This is a genomic window from Nitrososphaerales archaeon, from assembly GCA_032906765.1.
Classification (GTDB): Archaea; Thermoproteota; Nitrososphaeria; order Nitrososphaerales; family Gagatemarchaeaceae; genus DASPPF01.
This window is the reverse complement of sequence record JAJTZB010000001.1, coordinates 287322-305859: the sequence shown is the minus strand read 5'-3', so window position 1 is coordinate 305859 and position 18538 is coordinate 287322. Positions and strand designations below refer to the sequence as shown.

The window sequence follows — 18538 nt, the reverse complement described above, 5'->3', positions numbered from 1 at the left end:
CTAGTTCTCTCTTATCTCCTGGATGAGCCCGTCGCGAATCGAGATGATCTTCTTCGTCTTCGCGGCTATCTCGGTGTTGTGGGTGATTATGACGATGGTCTTCCCGAGCTCCTGGTTCAGCCTCTTCAATATCCCAACCATCACATCCGTGTTCTTCGTGTCGAGGTTGCCCGTCGGCTCGTCGCCAAGGATTATGAGGGGATTAGTCGCGAGCGCTCGCGCAACGGCGACCCTCTGCTGCTCTCCTCCGCTCAGCTGGGTGGGCTTCCTGTCTGCTTTGTGTCTTATGCCTAGAATCTCGAGCTGCTCGAGTGCCCGACCTCGTATGTCTACCCGAGGCATGCCGGTGACCAGAAGCGGGAGTTCCACGTTCTCGACTGCTGTGATGCGGTTGATGAGATTAAAAGACTGAAAGACGAATCCTATCTTGCGATTCCTTATTCTGGCAAGCTCTGAGTTCGGAATCTTGGAGATGTCCACGCCGTCTATCTTGACCGTCCCTGACGTGGGTCTATCGAGGCCTCCTATCAGGTTCAGGAGCGTACTCTTCCCAGAACCTGAGGGTCCTATTATCGCAACGAACTCGCCGTGGTCGATACTGAAGCTGACGTTCTGCAGGGCAACAGTCTTTGCCTCCTCGCCGCCCTCTCCGTATATCCTAGAGACTTTGACGACCTCGATTGCGGGAACCTGTTCGCCCATCACTCCTCTACTCCTGCCTTAGGGCCTCCACAGGGGTAAGCCTCGAGGCCCTCCATGCGGGAAGGAGCCCAGCAAGCATCCCGACGAGGCTCGCGAGCCCCACTGCAAGCAGAATCAGCTCTGGCGATATCGCCGGCGTTATCGAGAGAGTCGACGCCGTCGATGATGCCGCTGACCGAACCGCCGTTCCTCCGCCAAAGCCGCCACCAAAGCCACCTCCTCCGGCCGAGCCCCCGCCGAAGCCCCCGCCTCCTCCGCCCCCTCCGCTGCTAGAGAACCCCGAGCTGAAGAACGACACCACAAGGAACGAGAGACCGGTGCCCGCGACAGCGCCAATTACTCCTCCTGCGAACCCAGTCACGGAAGCCTCGACCAGGAATATGGAAAGGATGTTCCCGCTGCTGTATCCCAAGGCCTTCAGGATTCCAATCTCTTTCGTCCTCTCCACGACGGTGGTGAACATAGTAGTCATGATTCCAATGAAGGCAACGAGTACCGATATTCCGGCGACCGCGCCCAGGATTGTCTCAATCCCGCCCGTGATCGTCTGAATGGTCGAGAGAATCGAAGTGACTGCTGTCACCCGGAGCTGCTGCCCATATTGGTTGGTAATCTCCGTCATCACCTGGTTGACAGTGTCGGTGGAGGTCGCGACGACTACGATACCGCTGTACCTGTTCGTGTGGAGTATCGTTTGTCCCGCTGTAAGCGGGACGAAGATTCCGTCGTCAGGGTTGATCAGGAAACCTTGCCCGAAGGGGCCATAGATGCCCCTCGCCACGAAGGATCTATCCCCCGACGCGCCCGTCGCACCGAAGCCGCCGAAGGCAGAAAACGACACGGTGACGATCTGGTTGAGCCCAATATTGGGGACGCCTGCCACGTTAGGGAAAGCAATTCTGTTCCCGACAATAGCTCCACCCAGGTCGTTGGCCGAGGGAACCGTGCCGTTCTGCAGAGAAAGGCCAGGGAGGACGAGGGCGAGCTGCGAGAAGTCGCCGGCCATCACCTGGACAGAAGTGGTCTGGGACCCTTGCGTGACCGTCCCTGTGAGGAGGTAGAAGGGCACCACCGCCTGCACGCCAGCCATCGCCTGGAGAGTGGGTATGTCAGTCGATGTGAGCGTGATGCCCCGCTCTGCAGGGGAGAGGAAGATGCTCGTCGTTCCCGTCTTCGCGAACTGGGCTGTGACCGCGTTGCTGAACCCCGCAGTCGCACCCACGAGGGCGACGATGGTCGCGGGCCCGATCACGATACCAAGAATGGTTAGGGCTGCCCTGAGCTTCCTGTCGGACATCGCCTTCCAAGCGAACCCTACCAGATCTTGGATGCGCAATTCGCTGCGACGCCCCGCTCAGATGACGTTAGAACTCTCCTTCCGTGACGCCCTGTTCCTCGAACGGGTGCGTCTGACGTACAAGGCCGAAGCGGCGACAGCAATCACTATCACAGCGGCGACGGCATACCTTAGCAGGTCCGCCGTGGAGGAGCTGACGCTGGAGCCAGTGGCAGACCCTGTGGTCAGCGAGCTCCCTTGGGAGGCCACCCCCAGCCTGACCTGAATCACGTGCTCATACTGAAGACTCTGCCCGTAGTCGTTCTTGTAGCTGGCCAGCAGCGTCAGGTTCAACTGCGGAGCCGACGAGGAGGAAGCTCTGTACGGGACGGTCACCGAGAAGGGCAAGGGTGTGTTCGGGTCCACCTCTCCGACGTAGTCCGTGCCTGTCGCCCCGCCTTGCACGCTCCCCGTGATTTGTAGGTAGTAAGCCGAACTCTGCCCTTCGTTCAGGAGCGTGCCGGCCACAGTGATGGAGGTGGCATCGGCTTGTGTCGCCGTCAGGCCCTGAATCACCAGGTCTATCGACCCCACAAGAACGAATCCAGGCGAGAATGTCTGGCTGTATTGATTGCCGAACTGGTCGGTGTAGGTGACAACAAGCGTGCCAGTGTACGCACCCTCAGCAGTCTCGGGGCCGCTGGTTACGTTGGCGTGGTACGTGATGCTCTGCCCAGGGGCTATCTTCAGGCCAGTCCGCGTGTACGTCGAATTGGCCGTGACGGCCAGGCCGGAGGGAACGCTGAGCGAGAACGTCGGCGAATAGACAGACTGCTGACCTGTGTTTGTGATCGTGAAAGAAACCGGTGACTCCTCGCCAGTCAAGAGCGAGTTGCTCGAAGTCACGACGGCTAGGGAAGTGCTCGTCGCGATGCTTGATGCGCTCAAGGTGTAGAAGCCAATTGTCTGGCTGGTGAAGGTGGACGTGCCGTAGGGGTCGACATACGAGTAGGCGAAGGTTAGCGTCGCTGCCGTTCCGGCGGCCGATGTCGGCGCGAACACCCTCACGGTGGCGTTCACGGAGGTGCCAGCAGGCAGAGCGGCCACCATCGGAATCTGGTTCAAGACGCTGAAGCCTGTCGAGGCTGTGATGGTGGCGTACACGCGTGTGACGTCGCCTGGGCCAAGGTTTGCGAGCACGATTTGCACGTGGTTGACCTGCCCGGGCACGAGTGACGCGGACGGGGATGTGAAACTCAGTATCGGCTCTGGTGCGCTCACAGTATGGAAGCCGACTGCCTGTGTCGCCACTTCGCTGTTCCCGTAGGCATCGTCATAGGTGGTGGTGAAAGTGAGGATGACAGCTGAACCCGCAGAGGATGAGGGCACGAAGACGTCTACGACCAACGGCGTCGAGGAGCCGCCCCCAAGAGAAGTGACGACCGGCAGAACCGTAAGCACGTTCCCTGCGGACGTTGAAACGGAGGGCTTGATCTGCGTGGCGGTGCCTGTGCCGCTGTTGCTAAGCGTGACGGCTACTGCGTTGACCTCTCCTGCGTTCAACGACGTCTGAGATGGCTGGAAGCTCAGTACGACCGTCCCAAGCAGGCTCAGCGTGAATGTGTCGGTCTCAGCGTTTACGGCGAGGCTGCCACCCGCGCTTGTGGTCCAAGTGAACTGGATGGGCATCGAGTATGTCCCAACCGATACTTTGTCCGCTATGGTAAGATTGTACTTCAGGTGGAAGATGGAAGATGCGGAGACGACGCCGGTGCCAGTTATTGGAGTGTTGTTCCCGCTCGTGTCGGTGAATCCTGCCGGCAACCGGAGCATCCCTATCACGGAGTTCGCGGCCGTACCCCCGGTGTACTCAATGTCAACGGTGAGGGGCACATTTGTCGAGCCGGGGCCAGCCGCGCCTGAGCTAGAGGACCAGTTGGCGCTGAGGACGACGAAGGTCGAGCTCGACGCAGTGACGTTGGGCATCCAAGGGATGGTGGATTGGACTGCGGCGAAGAGCACAAAGAGCGACACCAAGGAGACCCCTAGGGCTGATGTTCTCCTCCTTCTGTCGAAATGCGACACCGTACTTGGCCTCTTTCTTGGCGGGAGGCCCGACGCCATTAAAAGGCTGACGTGCCGACAATACGTGCTAGGCGCAGGTGGGAACGGTGCAGGTCCTACTCGATGTTGTTCGTGATGGTGCTGTCCCCGGACCTGGCCTGTTCTGCCTTCATCTCGCTCTACCCCTCGTATTCCACCAGGGGGTTCTCCGTGGCCCTGGCGAAGTCGTAGCCGCGCTTGACTGCTCTGACGTTCATGTCGATCAGCGCTGCCTTCCTGTCCGTCAGGAAGTGCACGAAGACAGACTTTATCACGTTCAGGTCGAACTCCTGAAGTGTAGCCGCCAAGTACACCCCGAACATCACGGAGTTTGCCAGGATTCTAGTGTCCTGCGTCCTTCCAGGCTCGTTCCCCAGCTCCACCGCTATCTCCGTCGCAGGGACCTTCATCGCATCGATGTCAGTCCTGGAAGTCTCCATCGGTATCAGTGAACTGTTCATCAGCAAAGTCCCTCCACTCTTCAGAAGCGCAACGTAGTCCATGGATGGTATGTTCATCACAATGAGGTAGTCAGGCTCCTCCGCGATTGGCGAATCAATCTCCTCGTCGGACGTGACGACATAGCACTTCACCTTCCCTCCTCTGGTCTCCGGTCCGTAGGAGGGGGTGTACGCAACGTGCTTCCCCCTGAGCAGATTCAGGTAGGCCACGTAGTTTCCCAGTTCCAGCACTCCCTGCCCGCCGTGCCCCGCGACAATCAGCTGGTTTTTCATACCTTCTCGACCCCGAACTTGTCCTTGTAGACTCCAGGAGGGAACGTCTTCGCCAGCACCTCCCACGCGTACTTCTTGGATTCGAGGACAGACATCTTCCAGTTGATGTTGCAGGTGCTGACCACCTCGACGAATGAGAATCCTCCCATCAGCTGCACCCTGAAGGCGTTCTCAACCACCTTCAGGCACTCAAGAGAACCGCGCGCGCTGTACAGACCCGTATCCCTGATTGGCTCCAGCGGGAGCACGACCCTCCTGACGTATGACGGGGCGTCGAGAGATGCAAGAAGCCTCGAAGCGTCGAGTGGCTGGCCAGTGTAGCTCACGTCCCTCCCATACGGCGACGTGGTCGTGACCATCCCGGCAGGCGTAGTCGGGGCCATCTGACCGCCAGTCATGCCGTATATCGCGTTATTGACTAGGAAGATTGTGACCGGTTCACCTCTGTTTGCCGCGTTCACCAGCTCCAGCAACCCGATTGAAACTGCGTCTCCGTCGCCCTGCACTGCGAAGACGACCAGGTCGGGTCTCACCCTCTTGATCCCAGCCATCACTGCGGGTGCCCTTCCATGGGGAGCTTGGACAGCGTCCGTGTTGATGTAGTCGTGCGCGAAAACGCTGCAGCCGACCGAGTCAACGAGGACAGTCTTCTCCCTCAAGTTCAACTTGTCGAGCGTACTAGCGATCAGCCTGGTCAGCGTCCCATGCTCGCATCCTGGACAGTAGTGCGTCTCCTTCTCTGTGAGGGTCGGAAGCCTACCCAGCTTGACCTCGTATTCGACCCTCGCGTTAACCAGTCTAGGCATTTGCCACCATCTCCTGCGTCCTTCTGATGATCTCGCCCGTTGTCGGCAGAAGACCACCCAGCTTCTGGATTGTGCCCACCCTGCTGGCGTCTCCGACGGCGAGCTTCACGTCGTAGACCATCTGGCCCATGTTCAACTCGACCACCTCGAACCTCCTTTTGGCCTCCGCCAACTTGGAGAGCTGTTTGTACGGGAAAGGAGAGAGCGTGATAGGCCTGAAGAGGCCAGCTCTGACACCCGTGTCCCGAAGCCTGTTCACCACGCCCTTGCAGAGCCTTGAGACCACGCCGTAGGCAACGAAGACCACATCCGCGTCGTCTGTCAGGTACGACTCCGCCCTCTGCTCCGCTGCGTCGATCTTCTCGTATTTCCTCCTCAAGTCCTCCGATTGCTTGTTCTGTTCCTCGAAATCCAAGTGCAGCGAAAGTATCAGATGCCTTTCCTTCCCCCTCGCCCCGGTCGTTGCCCACGGAGTCTCGAACTTCTCCGGCTCAATGTCAGGGAAAGTGATGTCCTCCTTCAGCTGGCCGATGAATGCGTCAGCAAGTATCACTGCCGGGTTCCTGTACTTGAAGGCGAGGGAGAACGCAAGGCGGGGGAACGTTGCCATCTCCTGGACGGAGTTGGGGGCAAGGACGATGTTCCTGTACCCTCCGTGTCCGCCTCCCTTCGTGGCCTGGAAGTAGTCGCTCTGCTCGGGACCTAGGTTTCCGAGTCCTGGTCCTGCCCTGTTTACATTCACAACCAGGATAGGCACTTCCATCGCAGCGGCGTACGACATTCCCTCCTGCTTCAGGCTGAAGCCAGGCCCCGAGGTGGCTGTCATGACCTTCGCTCCAGTCGACGCGGCCCCGATCACCATGCTGATTGCTTCCAGCTCGCTTGCGGCTTGAAGGAAGACCTTGAAGTCGGGGTACCTGTGGCTGCCGAACTCCTTGGCCAGTGTCTCTGGGATCTCGCTGGAGGGAGTGATGGGGTAGGCGAAGTAGGCGTTCAAACCGGCCTTCAGCGCCCCGTAGGCCAGCGCCTCGTTCCCCTTCGTGAACTCCTTGGTCATTACTTCTTCAGGCTCCTAATCTCCGCGATTGCGAAGTCAGGGCAGACCCAGTAGCAGATTGCGCACGCAGTGCACTCCCCCTTCGCGCCCTCGTAGCTGAACTCGACGGGGTGGTACCCGTTGTGGTTGAGGACAGTCGACATCTTAAGGTTCCTGTGCGGGCACGCGACCACGCAGAGTTCACAGCCCTTGCACCTCTCTGCGTCCACAACAACTACCGCCCGCTGTATGTCCTTGGCCGCCTGCGCGCTCATGAATACTTTCGCGCCCCACGTCGTATTTAATGGGGAACGCCGATTTTCATATCTGATAATCGAAGGCGCGGGCTCGGCGGAACTGTTCGTTTTCAAACATGATAATCGTAGTTGGGTATTAAAGCGACTCACGAGCCGGTTCAGTTCGAACGCGATTGTTGTCCAAGAAAGCCGACTTAAAAGGCCCTGGAATAGGAACATACGAAGAAGTTGAGAAAGCCCTCCCCGAGTCGTACTCCTCTCTTCTGAACCCGAGGGAGACCCAGCAGGCAGTCTTCGCCGTGAAGAACTACATCGAGCACCATCTCGGCAAGGAGCTCAACCTCATGATGGTCCAGGTGCCGCTAATCGTCGACGCCGAGAGCGGGGTCAACGACCTCCTCGACAGGGACGGGTCCCGCACGCCCATCCAGTTCCACATATCGAACGACCATGACAAGCACCCACTCGACGCCCAGGTTGTCCAGGCGGCGACCAAGTGGAAGAGGATGGCCCTCAAGCAGTTCGGCATGGGCGTCGGAGAGGGCATCTGCACTGATATGCGGGCCGTCCGCAAGGACTACTTCCTCGACCACGACCACAGCGCCTACGTCGACCAGTGGGATTGGGAGAAGGTGATCACTGCAGAGCAGCGGAATCTGGACTACCTGAAGGACACAGTGAACAGGATCTGGAAGGTGCTCAAGGGCGCTGAGAAGTACGTGCAGGAGCTGCACCCCAGACTGATGTCCGATCTCTACCCGAACCTCCCGGACCGCCTGACATTCATCCACGCAGAGGACCTCTTGGACAGGTTTCCAACCATGCCACGCAAAGCGCGCGAGACAGCAATCCTTCAGGAGCATCAAGCCGTGTTCATCATCGGCATAGGCTGGGTTCTCAAGGACGGATACCCGCACGAGATGAGGGCTGCAGACTATGACGACTGGGTCACAGAGACTACGTCAGAGGACGGCAGGCCCATGCACGGGCTGAACGGCGACATACTTGTTTGGAACCCAGTGACAAGAAGGAGGCACGAACTGTCCTCAATGGGGATCCGGGTGAACGCGAGGACCCTGAGGAAGCAACTCGAGCTCAGCGGACAGCTGGACTTCCTGAAGTATCCGTACCACCAGGAAATAATGAACGACAGTATACCTCTCAGCATAGGGGGAGGGATAGGCCAGTCGCGGACGTTCATGCTCCTCTTGAAGAAAGCTCACCTGGGCGAGGTGAGCGTCTCAGTCTGGCCCAAGATACTGAAGGACATCGGCGAGAAGAAGAACATCCACGTCTTGCAGTAGACGCCGAGAACCCCTAGTCGGCGTAGATGAGTTCGTGCACAGCGGAAGCGTCTGGTTTTCTCTATTTATCGGTCGGATTGGCTCAAGATGGACCCTCTGCTGGCTCTGAAGTCGTTGCAATACAAGCAAGCCATCGTTGCCGAGTCTGAGAAACGCCCCCTCGCTTAAATGCCAGAGCGGTGGTCGACCCATTCATGAAAAGAATCTTGGTGGCGATTGACGGGTCGAAGGCATCCAAGAAAGTGGTCGACTACGCCGTGACCCTCGCCAAGTCGATGTCTGCGGGTATCACTCTCCTCTACGTCGTCCCCGAGCTCGGAGTCCCCCGCGATTACCTCCAGTACGCGAAGGAAGAAAAGGTCGACACGGCCGGGTATTACGATGAAGTCGGCAGGAGAATCGTCGAGGACTTTGAGAAGACCGTCCTGGCCAGCGGCGTCGACTGCGAAGCTACGTACGAGATTGGTCCTGCGTTCCAGAAGATTCTCGCCAGAATCGAGGAGTCCAAGGCGGGCCTTGTCGTCTTGGGACTGAGGGGCCTGCACGGGCTGGGTCGAGTGAGGGCTCTCGGGAGCACGGCGCGGCGCGTCATGGAGAACTCTCCTGTGCCCGTCGTCATTGTTCCAACCTAGAACGTCAGGATGAGCCAAGGGCTGGCCTCTTCGCCGAAGGACTAAACTAGGGGACACAATTGGGGGAATACGTGAAATCCTCAGCTACGGCTCTGCTCGTGCTCGGGGTTATCGTCGCCTTGGTGGGTCTGACCTTCGCTTTACAGGGACTCAGCATGGTCGGGCCGGTCGGAGGGCTAATGTACAACAACTCCACGTGGGTTACCCAGGGCTCGCTCACATGCGTCATCGGCATCGTCCTCATCGTGGCTGCCTACCTCCTCAACAGGCAGCCCGCGGCCGCGCCCACCTAGACCTTCCGCAGTTCCCTCTCGGCTTCTTCCTCTACCTTCTCCATTCCGGTTCGAAGTACAGCCCCAAAGAATGGCCCAAACAGGAAGACAAGTGCTGTGATCACTGTGCCGACCGAAACAAAGGCTAGGAGTGCAGCGAATATCTTGCCGCCATCTGTAGCCGGGGTGTAGTTGGGCCCCTGTCCTGTCGCTATCATGGCAGTGAAGTAGAAAGAGTCGAGGTAAGAAAAACCCTCGATGGCATGCATCCCGACCGTCCCGACCAACACCACGATTGCAATGAGAAGGAAGGAATAGACCGCCCTTCTTGTGAACGAACGAGGTATCCTTCTCTGCCGCTTTCCTGCCAAGCTATTCGCCTTCTGACGGACTCCCGGCCTAGCGGCTCTCCAGGTCGCTCATCATGCGGTCGAACTGCTCCCTCGTGATCTCTCCCCTAGCATACCTTTCCCTGAGGATTTCGTATGATGGGTCGCCCCACCTCTCACGGGACATGTACCTGCCTCTCCTCGGCCAGAAAATGACCGAGTCAAGCGCCCATACCGCGAAGAAGATACCAAACATCGGCCGGAACCAGTAGAAGGAGAAGCCGAAACGATACGGGTAGTAGATGGCACTCGGGTTCCCGTAGAGCGCACCCAGGAGCACTGCCACGCCTATCAGAACGAACATTATCGCAAGGCCGATGTAGACGAAGACTCTGCCTCTATGTCTCTCCTCCCCTTGCATGGCCGACAGTGTTGCACTGCACCTCTCTTGATTTAAGAGTACGTCGGCCCATACCCTCACCGAGCGGCAGTTCTGTCTTGGTGTCGCAGTAGCTTCTTCTTCATGTCCGGAGGTATCTTCAGTGGCTTTCCGCCCTCGTCTACGAGCACGTCAGTTACCCTGCCCTCTGCGATTCTGGTCTTTCCCTTCGAGATTGTGTGCAAGTAGGTGACGCTGCTGTTCCCGACCCGCGCTACTTGGATGGCCACAGTCAGGACGTCATCGAACTTGGCAGAGGCATGATTCCTGCACGTCGATTCGCCAGCGACGAAACCCATCCCTCTCTTCCGAAGGAGCGCGGGAGTGATTCCCATGGTCCGGAGCATCTCGAGCCTTGAGATGTCAAAGTGTAGTAGTGCCCGTAGTAGACAACGCCGAGTGCGTCTGTCTCTGAGAGCCTGGCTCGCAGCCTCGTTTCGAACATCTGGGCTTGCTCGCATTGCTGTCTCTCAACAACTCTTTTAACAAGTTCGAGGCTCGGCGTAAACGCTTGTTACGGGCCGAAGGTGATTGAAGGCTGGCGAATAGCGATTTGCAGACCTCGCTCAAGGAGGTGATGAGGGTATTCCCCCAGGGCGTTACAGTGGTCACGTCTGGAGGGGTCGACGGCCCCAAGGGTCTCACGGTGAGCGCCTTCACAAGCGTCTCCCTTGATCCGCCACTGGTGTTGATTTCGCTAGCCAAGAGTTCTGCAATCCACGACGTATTCGCGCATACCAAGGAGTTCGCAATCAACTTCCTCGCAGAGGACCAGAAACCCGTCTCCGACAGGTTTGCCGGGAGAGTTGATGTGAAGGACAGGTTCGACGGCATCGGGTTCCACCTAGGCACCACAGGTAGCCCCATCATCCAAGGAGTCCGCGCAGTGATTGAGTGTGTCACATGGCGCGTTTACGACGGTGGAGACCATTCGATTCTGGTAGGCGAGGTGGTGCGCGCCGAGAAGCTGAACAACAAGGCTCCGTTGGTGTACTACACCCAGCAGTACACCACGACTGAACACCCGGAACGTGCCGGTCCTCCGTCCGACGTGGCTTGGTAGCTCTTCAGTGAGCGCTCAGAAGGTAGTCGGGCCTGTCCTGGTTCTTCGGGGGTCCGTAGCTAGTATTTCTTCTGTCTTTGCTTCTTTGAAATCCTGACGCCGCGTCGCCTCAGCTCTGAGACGAGGGCGTCAACTCCGTCGCCAGTGACAGCGCTCTCTGGAGGCAAGACGCCCGCCCCGCGTATCCTCCCCGAACCGACCATCTGGGTCACGATGGAGCATGTGAAACCTGTCGTCCTGCCCATCGAGGTGATGCCGTTGGTCGCGTCGTACCTGTCAACCAGGTCGTAAATGACCTCGCTTCGCCGCGACTTCGCCTCCACCCTCATCACTGTCATGTCCTTGGGTTCGCCCTCGCCGAGCTTCCTCTCGAGGACCTTCCACGCGACCTCGATTGGGCTCACCTCCCCTCCCTCGAACCGCAGCTTCTCGGTCGAAAAGAAACCGGTCTCCAGCAGCAGGTTCATCTTCTCGGCGTGCCCGGGCCACCTCAGAGTCTTCTCGTCCATGACCCTCATCCCTTTCATGGTGTAGACCAGGCTAGCCAGACCGTCGGTGCAGAACGCCTCCAGCTTCCCCACGGTCGGGAGCTTCACCTCTTCGACCGTCGAGAAAGGCTTGACCTTCACAATCTTCCCGCCCCTGAAAACCCTCGCGTCGTCAGTGTACTCCCTGATCAACCCGACAATCGAGAAGACGAGCTTGTAGCCGAACGGGGGCCGCGGCTTTTGCGGTATTCCCCCGACCAGTATGTGTCCCTCGTTCGCGCCCTTCTGTTCCCTCACCCCCTGGGCTAGGAGAATCCCCCCAAGCCCTGGAGCGAGGCCACAGCCAGGTATCAGGAGTCCACCCTTCTGCCTCATTGCGCCGTCCAGCTCCATCTGCGCGTCTTCGAATGCGATGTCCACCATCTTGGCACCGGCCTCCACCGCGGCGAGGTTCGCAGGGTTGACAGTCCCGTGCGGGAGAGCAGACGCAACGACATCAAATCCCTTCATGAACGCTGCGGCTCGCGCAGTGTCCTTGACATTGACAACCTCCGTGGACAGCTTGCTACCTCCCACTCTGCTCTTCAGTGCAGCTAGCCTCTCCTCGCTGATGTCAGCGACGACGAAGCTGTCGACGTCTGTGGACCTTGCCAGGTCCCACGAGATTACGGAGCCCATCAGGCCCGAGCCGAGTACAGCGACCTTCATGGCCTGCCCGGACCCAAAGGGCGTTTTAACGATTGAATGGATGCCCTAGCCACGCCGGTGCTGGCGACCGCGCCCGAAGGCCGAGGGCGGAGCCGGGATCTGTTAGGTTGCCGGGTGGTCACGAACAAATCTCACTCTCCGTCACCCGAAGACTTGACAGAACGGAGTCGCTATCCCCTTAAGTAGCCGAGACCTATCGGGCAAACCGATGGAACTGCGCAAGTCGCTCGAGGACCGCGTCTCGGACTACGCTTCGAAGGACTACGTCAGTATCTCGATAGGCGACACCATAGCGGCTGCGGCCAGCGCCATGCAGAAGGCCGGTTCAGGGGAAGCTGTCGTAGTCCAAAACGGCGAACCGATAGGAATTGTCACTGAGAGGGACATCCTCTACAAGGTTGTGGCCGCGGGCCGCGACCCGTCCAAGGTCCAGGCTCGCGAGGTTATGAGCGCTCCGGTGGAGGGAATCGACGAGGAAGCGCGGGTCGCAGAGGCCATAGCGAAGATGACCAGGCTCGGAGTCAGGCGCCTCGTAGTCAGAAGGGGGAACAAGATTGTCGGCATGATCACCCAGAAGAGGATCGTCTCCGGCGGCGCACAGAAGCACGTCGACCTGCCCGAGCTCGTCACGCCCAAGGGCATCAGGTGCCCCTACTGTGACGCTATCGTGAAAGACGCCCAGGAACTCTCGAAGCACATCGACCAGCTCCACGTGGGAGAGGGCCTGCTGAAGGGCGACAGACGAAAGTGGTGACATCCTCCCACGACCGAGGTCGTGAGCTTCCAGCGGTGAGCTCTTGCTGGGTGGCATGATCCTCGCCGCGTATAGTTCCTGCTTCCTCGACCGGGCTTGCGCGTCCCGTAGTCGGGACGGGTAGAGGTCCATTCTCCACAGGCGTGAGTTCGGGCATGTCCTGCCCTACCTGAGCGAGTCCTCGCTTCAGCACAATCCAGGCCGCGTTGAAGTCGCGGTCCAGCGTTCGATTGCAACCCCGGCAGTCAAAGGTGCGGACGCTGAGAGGAACCTGGTTCAGGGTCCCACAGAAGTAGCATTCCTGAGTGGAACGGGCTGGCGGAACCTTGACCGTGAGCCTCCCCGCTCTCTTCGATTTGTATTCGGTGAGCAGCCTCAACTGGTTCCATGCGGCGTCGTTGATTGACTTGGCCAGGGCGTGGTTCCTGACCATGTTCCTGACCTTCAGGTCCTCGAACGCGATCAGGTCGTGCTTCCGCACCAGCTCGGCGCTCACCTTGTGGTTGAAGTCCGCGCGCTGTCTCGAGACCTTCGACGACTGGACCGCAAACAGTCTGCGCATCTTGTCCCTGTTCTGCGAGTTGTTCTGCCTCCTGGAGAGCTCCCGCTGGAGGCGCTTCAGCCGCTTCTCTGCCTTCCTGAGGAACTGTGGGTGCGAAATCTTCACCCCGTCTGTGGTCGCTATCAGCGACTTCAGCCCAAGGTCTACCCCGACGGGCGATGCAATCTTCGTCAGCAGTTGCGGCGCTTCTTCGTCGTCCTCATACACCAAAGAGGCGTACCACTCGCCGTTCGGTTCTCTGACGACGGTGCAGGTCTTCAGCTTCTTGCGTGTGGAGGGCAATTCTCTATGGAAGACCGCCTTGACGTTCCCGACCTTTGAGAGAAAGAGCCTCTTCCGGACCGCGTCCGGCTTCACCGACCCTTTGTACGCCTGGGGATAGGTGAAGGACCCTGACTCGGAGAACCTCTTGAACCTTGGATATCTAGCCCTGTGCTCGAAGAACGCTTCAAACGCTCTGTCCAGTCGGTGGAGAATCTCCTGTCCCGCCTGCGAGTAGAGCTCCCCCAGCAGCGGGTCGGTCCTCCTCTCGGCCGTCAGTATCCAGCACTGCTGGCTGTATGAGGTGGAGAGCCGCTTCTCCTCCCAGCGGCGCTTCCTGTGGGCGAGGGCGTCGTTCCAGAGCTGCCGCCCGGCCTCGACCATCCTCACCAACTTCCGCCCCTGCTTGCGGTTCGGATACAGCCGGAATCGGAACGCTGACTTCATGCCACCCAGAGGATAGCACACAGTCATTCCATTTAAGCCCCAATGCGATTCATCCCACGGCTGAAGCCTGTGGGCTTACTCGTCTAGATTGGTAACTCTAGGCCAGATAGTAGTCGAGAGTGCGCGCGAACCAGAGGATTCCTTTCTCGAAGTAGTCCAGGCGCACGTGCTCGTTGGGGCCGTGCATCCCGCTGTCCGTGCTCGACACCCCTATCGAGATGGCCGAGGCCTTGTAGTCCCGCGTGAAGAGGTAGAGCGGACCAGTCCCAGGCGACGAGACCTCGACGTTTGGCTTCTTCCCCCACACCTCCTCTCCAGCCTTGAGCGCTGCCCTCGCGAGGGGGTCCTTCGAGCCGGTCCTGGCCGCCGGCTCCATGCTTTCCAGCTCAATCTCCACGTCGCCGAATCCCTTCTCTGCCAGGTATCTCCTCAGCTTGTCGAGCAAGTCTTGCGGGTCTTGGTTCGGCACTAGGCGGAAGTCCATCTTACAGTGAATCTCCTTCGGGAGGACAGTCTTTGACCCAGGCCCTTGGTATCCAGCCCAGATTCCCGCAATGTTCGCAGTAGGTCTCTGGACGAGCGCCTTCTTCACCTGAAGAACGGACATGTCGCCCAAGAACGACTTCGCGCCGTGAGAGGTCAAGTACTCCTTCTCATCGAAGATAGACTCGTTGATTAATCCGACCTCCTCGTCTGTGAGATTCTCGACAGCGTCGTACCAGCCTGGCACAAGTATCCTCTCGTTCTCGTCCTTGATCAGGTTCAGCAGTCTTACGAGCCTCCACGGTGCGCTTGGAAGGACTGCGGCTGTGCTGCTGTGCTGGTCCGCCTCGAGGCTCTTCAGGATGAACTCCAGGTAAATCATCCCCTTCATGCCGAGCGACACGTTCGGCCTACCTGTCAGGTCCGTCTCCCCGAACTCCCAGAACACGGCGTCGGCCTTGAACAGGTCGCGGTTCCCGGAGAGGTATTCGTGGAGGTGGACGCTCCCGACCTCTTCCTCACCCTCGAAACAGAACTTCACATTACATGGTGGCTCTCCGTGTAGCTTCATGTATGTCTCCACGAGCTTCAGCCTGGAAACCATCTCGCCCTTGTCGTCAGCTGCCCCCCTTCCAAAGATCATGCCCTCTCGCACCTCGGGCTTGAACGGCGGAGACTTCCAGAGCTCGAGCGGCTCCTCCGGCTGGACGTCGTAGTGGTTGTAGAACAGAACAGTCTTGTTGGACTTGGTCGACTTGATCTCTCCGTAGACGAGCGGGGCTGCCCCCTCCAACTCAAGCACTCTTGTCTTCGCCCCTATCTCCTTCAACATCTCCTCCACCAGCTTGGCGCAGTCGTTGATCCCGACCTTCTTCGCCGACACGCTTGGCTGAGAGACGAGGCGCATCACGTCCTTGGCGAACTTCGGCATGTTGTCGTGAACGTACCTTGTGAACTTCTCGTCCACGGGATTCATCCCCTTGCCTGCGCCGGCCCTCCAAGGGAGATAAAGGTTAGAGCTTCATCCGAGCTAACAGCAGTTAGTTGGCCACCACCGAAGCGGAGCTCGAGGCCATTGCCACGCCTGCAAGGAACGGCAGGAACGAGTAGATTCCCACACCGTAGAACGGTATGAGCGCCCCCGCGGCCACGGGAATCAACAGCGCGTTGTACCCGAACGCCCACAGGAGGTTCTGCTTGATCTTGGCCAGCGTAGCCCTGCCGACCCGAATCGCGCCGACAGCGCCCGTCAACCTATTGCCGATGAGGACGACGCCTCCGGTCTCCTTTGCCACATCCGTCCCGCTGCCTATAGCGATGCCAAGGTCTGCGTTCGCCAGTGCTGGTGCATCGTTGACTCCGTCTCCGACCATTGCCACCTTCCTCCCTTGCCTCTGCAGCTCGGCTACCACTGACTCCTTCTCGCCCGGCAGCAGCCTCGCGCGCACCTGTGAGATCCCCACGCGGCTGGCTACTGCGAGTGCGGTCTCCTCGTCGTCTCCCGTCAGCATCAACAGTGAGATACCCAACTCCCCGAAGGCCTTCACCGCCTCCTCAGCGTCCGCTTTCACAGCATCCCCAACGGCTATCGCGCCCTTCTCTCCACCGGCCGAGACGAACACGACCGTGTTCCCCTGCGCGAGTAGCCCCGAAATCTGCTCGTCGAACTCCCACGGCGACGGTACGCCTGCGTAGTCTCTCCTCCCCACCTTCACGTTAGCTCCGCCTACAGTCCCCGAGGCACCCATTCCCGGGACAGCTTTCGACGATAGCCGATTGTCCTGCGTAATAAAACGAGCGCGCCGCTGATGAACTTCAAATAGCCGAGGTAGGCGGCGAGCCTGAGATGGCTAGGCCGAAAGTGAAGGATGAGGCGTCGCGCAAGGCGCTGGTCTACTCACGCTACTACGGGGGGAAAGTAGGCACCGCCCCCAAGGTGCCCGTCCGTTCCCTGGATGATTTCTCGATCTGGTATACGCCCGGAGTGGGAGCCGTGTCGAAGGCAATCGAGGCAAGACCAGAGCTTTCGTTCGAATACACCAACCGCTGGAACACAATTGCAATCGCTACCGACGGGACCAGGGTCCTAGGCCTCGGAAAGGTCGGCCCGGAGGCCGCACTGCCAGTCATGGAGGGGAAGGCGCTGATCTACAAATTCCTGGGCGGAGTCGACGCGTACCCTCTCCCGATAAGGGCGGCCGACGAAGAACAGTTCATCGCGACTGTGAAGGCTCTGGAACCTTCCCTCGGCGGCGTCAACCTGGAGGACATAGAATCGCCGAAGTGCTTTGAAATCCTTGACACCCTGCGAGCGGAGATGCACATCCCAGTGTGGCACGACGACCAGCAGGGCACTGCGGGCGTCATACTGGCCGCCCTCTTCAACGCCCTCGAGCTGACCGGCAGGAAGCTGAGGGAGACGAGGATTGTCCTCTTCGGCGCGGGCGCTGCAAACGTTGCGGCAGCCAGGCTTCTGGCAGAGGCAGGATGCGACCTGGCGGACCTGATCGTCATCGACTCGAAGGGCATCCTGTATCCAGAGAGAGAAGACATTGACACTCTGCTCCTGCGGAACAAGTGGAAGTACGAGCTGGCCATCAAAACAAACGGCGGCGGGGTGAAGGGAGGCCTGAAGGAGGCTCTCGACGGGGCCGATGTCCTCGTGGCCGCAGCTGGGCAGGGCCCTACCCTCATCAAGAAGAGTGAGGTGGCGCGTATGAACAAACACGCCATCGCATTCCTGCTGGCGAACCCGGTGCCAGAGATGTGGCCTTCGGACGCTCTCGCAGCCGGGGCTGAGATAGTCGCAACCGGAAGGTCAGACTTTCCCAACCAGGTCAACAACAGTCTCCTCTTCCCTGCAATCTTCAGGGGCGCACTCGACGTAAGGGCGAAGACGATAACTGACTCGATGGTCATCGCTGCGGCCAGGGAACTCGCTAGCTTCGCGAAGGAGAAGGGGATTAGCAGCAGGCGCATCCTCCCGACCATGCTAGACTGGGAGGTGTACCCAAGGGTCGCGGCTGCCCTCGGCGTACAGGCCCAACGGGATGGGCAAGCGAGACGGAAAGCATCGAAGAAGCAGCTCCTCCGTGATGCGACGTTGATGATTGGTCAGTCGCGGAAGGCGATGCAGGCCCTGATGAAGAGCGGTGTCATAGGTGAGCCCCCTGAGTAAGCCTAAAACAACTGCACGTAGAGAGGCTGGCGTGGCACCAGTCAAGATACGCAGGGGGACGGAGCGCGATGTCGGTTCAGCCGCAGACCTCATCGTCAGGACGAAAAGGCTGAACAACGAGTTCGACCCCTTATTCATGGTCGTCGAGGATTCTAGGGAGCGAGCAGAGAAGTACGTCTCCGACTCGTTAAGGTCTCCCGAGGTTCTCCTCCTAGTCGCCACCCGAGGCGAGAAGGTGGTCGGTGTTCTCAGGGCACAGTTGAGGAATAGAGTCTTCTATCACCCGACAAGGGAAGGACACATCACGGACTTCTACGTACTTCCCGAGTTCAGGCGTAAGACACTGGGTAACGACATGTTGGAGAAGGTCTCTGAACAGCTCAAGAGGATGGGCGCAGAGATGATCACGGCAGAGGTCCCCTCTCAGAACGAGATAGCGGTGAGATTCTACACTAAGCGCGGATTTCGTTCGTTGATGCAGGTGTTCGCCGGCCGGTCTCAATAGTCCAAGAGAGAACCGAGTTCGGCGCAGTGGCAGGACCCAATCAACAGCCCACACCTGTAGCAGACATGGTTGGTGCCTGTGCAATACTCGAGATGTTTCTGAGACTTCAAACAATACGTCTCCTCCTCGACAACTGCCAGTCGCATTCCGGTGGCGCGATGGAGGTTCGATATTTAATGCTGGTAGGTGAATGGGCGTC

Annotated in this window: 22 protein-coding genes; 7 read left to right on the top strand and 15 right to left on the bottom strand. The window is 59.1% G+C overall.

Annotated features, from left to right (window positions below):
* The 7 genes from LYZ69_01615 to LYZ69_01585 all read right to left on the bottom strand — a co-directional run bounded on the left by LYZ69_01615 (position 1) and on the right by LYZ69_01585 (position 6932).
* Positions 1 to 702, bottom strand: coding sequence for an ABC transporter ATP-binding protein (locus LYZ69_01615; protein ID MDV3277148.1), 702 nt, complete (start codon positions 700 to 702; stop codon positions 1 to 3).
* A 7-nt stretch (positions 703 to 709) separates the two neighbouring features.
* Positions 710 to 2038 (bottom strand): ABC transporter permease, encoded by a 1329-nt coding sequence (locus LYZ69_01610; protein ID MDV3277147.1) that lies wholly within the window; start codon positions 2036 to 2038, stop codon positions 710 to 712.
* An 18-nt stretch (positions 2039 to 2056) separates the two neighbouring features.
* Complete coding sequence (locus LYZ69_01605; GenBank protein MDV3277146.1) at positions 2057 to 4063, bottom strand: NEW3 domain-containing protein; 2007 nt, start codon at positions 4061 to 4063, stop codon at positions 2057 to 2059.
* A 158-nt stretch (positions 4064 to 4221) separates the two neighbouring features.
* Positions 4222 to 4815, bottom strand: coding sequence for a 2-oxoacid:acceptor oxidoreductase family protein (locus tag LYZ69_01600; protein MDV3277145.1), 594 nt, complete (start codon positions 4813 to 4815; stop codon positions 4222 to 4224).
* Positions 4812 to 5621 carry a thiamine pyrophosphate-dependent enzyme gene (locus tag LYZ69_01595; GenBank protein ID MDV3277144.1) on the bottom strand — a complete coding sequence of 270 codons (810 nt, stop codon included), beginning with the start codon at positions 5619 to 5621 and terminating at the stop codon, positions 4812 to 4814. Before LYZ69_01595 ends, LYZ69_01600 begins: the two co-directional genes overlap by 4 nt.
* Positions 5614 to 6678, bottom strand: a complete 1065-nt coding sequence (gene vorB / locus LYZ69_01590) for a 3-methyl-2-oxobutanoate dehydrogenase subunit VorB (GenBank protein MDV3277143.1) — start codon at positions 6676 to 6678, stop codon at positions 5614 to 5616. Before vorB ends, LYZ69_01595 begins: the two co-directional genes overlap by 8 nt.
* Positions 6678 to 6932, bottom strand: a complete 255-nt coding sequence (locus LYZ69_01585; protein MDV3277142.1) for a ferredoxin family protein — start codon at positions 6930 to 6932, stop codon at positions 6678 to 6680. The genes vorB and LYZ69_01585 overlap by 1 nt, the downstream gene beginning before the upstream one ends.
* A 158-nt stretch (positions 6933 to 7090) precedes the next feature.
* Here LYZ69_01585 and asnA point away from each other — a divergent pair, with 158 nt between their 5' ends.
* From asnA to LYZ69_01570, 3 genes are all read left to right on the top strand, one after another.
* On the top strand, positions 7091 to 8218 hold the full coding sequence (asnA, locus tag LYZ69_01580; GenBank protein ID MDV3277141.1) for an aspartate--ammonia ligase: 1128 nt from the start codon (positions 7091 to 7093) through the stop codon (positions 8216 to 8218).
* A 194-nt stretch (positions 8219 to 8412) separates the two neighbouring features.
* Positions 8413 to 8850 (top strand): universal stress protein, encoded by a 438-nt coding sequence (locus LYZ69_01575; GenBank protein MDV3277140.1) that lies wholly within the window; start codon positions 8413 to 8415, stop codon positions 8848 to 8850.
* A gap of 71 nt (positions 8851 to 8921) precedes the next feature.
* Complete coding sequence (locus LYZ69_01570) at positions 8922 to 9143, top strand: hypothetical protein (protein ID MDV3277139.1); 222 nt, start codon at positions 8922 to 8924, stop codon at positions 9141 to 9143.
* Here the strand turns inward: LYZ69_01570 and LYZ69_01565 are convergent.
* Genes LYZ69_01565 through LYZ69_01555 form a run of 3 tightly spaced genes read right to left on the bottom strand, consistent with a single transcriptional unit; the run spans position 9140 to position 10237 of the window.
* Entirely contained in the window at positions 9140 to 9493 is a 354-nt protein-coding gene (locus tag LYZ69_01565; protein MDV3277138.1) for an ion channel, read from the bottom strand. The genes LYZ69_01570 and LYZ69_01565 overlap by 4 nt on opposite strands.
* A 28-nt stretch (positions 9494 to 9521) precedes the next feature.
* On the bottom strand, positions 9522 to 9872 hold the full coding sequence (locus tag LYZ69_01560; protein MDV3277137.1) for an SHOCT domain-containing protein: 351 nt from the start codon (positions 9870 to 9872) through the stop codon (positions 9522 to 9524).
* A gap of 56 nt (positions 9873 to 9928) precedes the next feature.
* Positions 9929 to 10237, bottom strand: a complete 309-nt coding sequence (locus LYZ69_01555) for an acyl-CoA thioesterase (protein MDV3277136.1) — start codon at positions 10235 to 10237, stop codon at positions 9929 to 9931.
* Between the two features lie 206 nt (positions 10238 to 10443).
* Here LYZ69_01555 and LYZ69_01550 point away from each other — a divergent pair, with 206 nt between their 5' ends.
* Positions 10444 to 10953 carry a flavin reductase family protein gene (locus LYZ69_01550; protein MDV3277135.1) on the top strand — a complete coding sequence of 170 codons (510 nt, stop codon included), beginning with the start codon at positions 10444 to 10446 and terminating at the stop codon, positions 10951 to 10953.
* 59 nt (positions 10954 to 11012) lie between these two features.
* Here LYZ69_01550 and LYZ69_01545 read toward each other — a convergent pair whose 3' ends face one another.
* Positions 11013 to 12149 (bottom strand): saccharopine dehydrogenase NADP-binding domain-containing protein, encoded by a 1137-nt coding sequence (locus tag LYZ69_01545; GenBank protein MDV3277134.1) that lies wholly within the window; start codon positions 12147 to 12149, stop codon positions 11013 to 11015.
* A gap of 208 nt (positions 12150 to 12357) precedes the next feature.
* On the opposite strand from LYZ69_01545, the gene LYZ69_01540 reads away from it, so the two are divergent.
* On the top strand, positions 12358 to 12903 hold the full coding sequence (locus LYZ69_01540) for a CBS domain-containing protein (protein MDV3277133.1): 546 nt from the start codon (positions 12358 to 12360) through the stop codon (positions 12901 to 12903).
* Here LYZ69_01540 and LYZ69_01535 read toward each other — a convergent pair.
* The 3 genes from LYZ69_01535 to LYZ69_01525 all read right to left on the bottom strand — a co-directional run bounded on the left by LYZ69_01535 (position 12812) and on the right by LYZ69_01525 (position 16404).
* Positions 12812 to 14173, bottom strand: coding sequence for a transposase (locus tag LYZ69_01535; GenBank protein MDV3277132.1), 1362 nt, complete (start codon positions 14171 to 14173; stop codon positions 12812 to 12814). The genes LYZ69_01540 and LYZ69_01535 overlap by 92 nt on opposite strands.
* 97 nt (positions 14174 to 14270) lie before the next feature.
* Positions 14271 to 15632, bottom strand: a complete 1362-nt coding sequence (locus LYZ69_01530; GenBank protein ID MDV3277131.1) for a M20/M25/M40 family metallo-hydrolase — start codon at positions 15630 to 15632, stop codon at positions 14271 to 14273.
* A gap of 64 nt (positions 15633 to 15696) precedes the next feature.
* Entirely contained in the window at positions 15697 to 16404 is a 708-nt protein-coding gene (locus LYZ69_01525; GenBank protein ID MDV3277130.1) for an HAD-IC family P-type ATPase, read from the bottom strand.
* 98 nt (positions 16405 to 16502) lie between these two features.
* On the opposite strand from LYZ69_01525, the gene LYZ69_01520 reads away from it, so the two are divergent.
* Positions 16503 to 17834 carry an NADP-dependent malic enzyme gene (locus LYZ69_01520; protein ID MDV3277129.1) on the top strand — a complete coding sequence of 444 codons (1332 nt, stop codon included), beginning with the start codon at positions 16503 to 16505 and terminating at the stop codon, positions 17832 to 17834.
* Between the two features lie 31 nt (positions 17835 to 17865).
* Entirely contained in the window at positions 17866 to 18339 is a 474-nt protein-coding gene (locus LYZ69_01515; GenBank protein ID MDV3277128.1) for a GNAT family N-acetyltransferase, read from the top strand.
* Here the strand turns inward: LYZ69_01515 and LYZ69_01510 are convergent.
* Positions 18333 to 18485, bottom strand: coding sequence for a hypothetical protein (locus tag LYZ69_01510; GenBank protein ID MDV3277127.1), 153 nt, complete (start codon positions 18483 to 18485; stop codon positions 18333 to 18335). The two genes, LYZ69_01515 and LYZ69_01510, sit on opposite strands and share 7 nt — an antisense overlap.
* Positions 18486 to 18538: the final 53 nt, after the last annotated feature.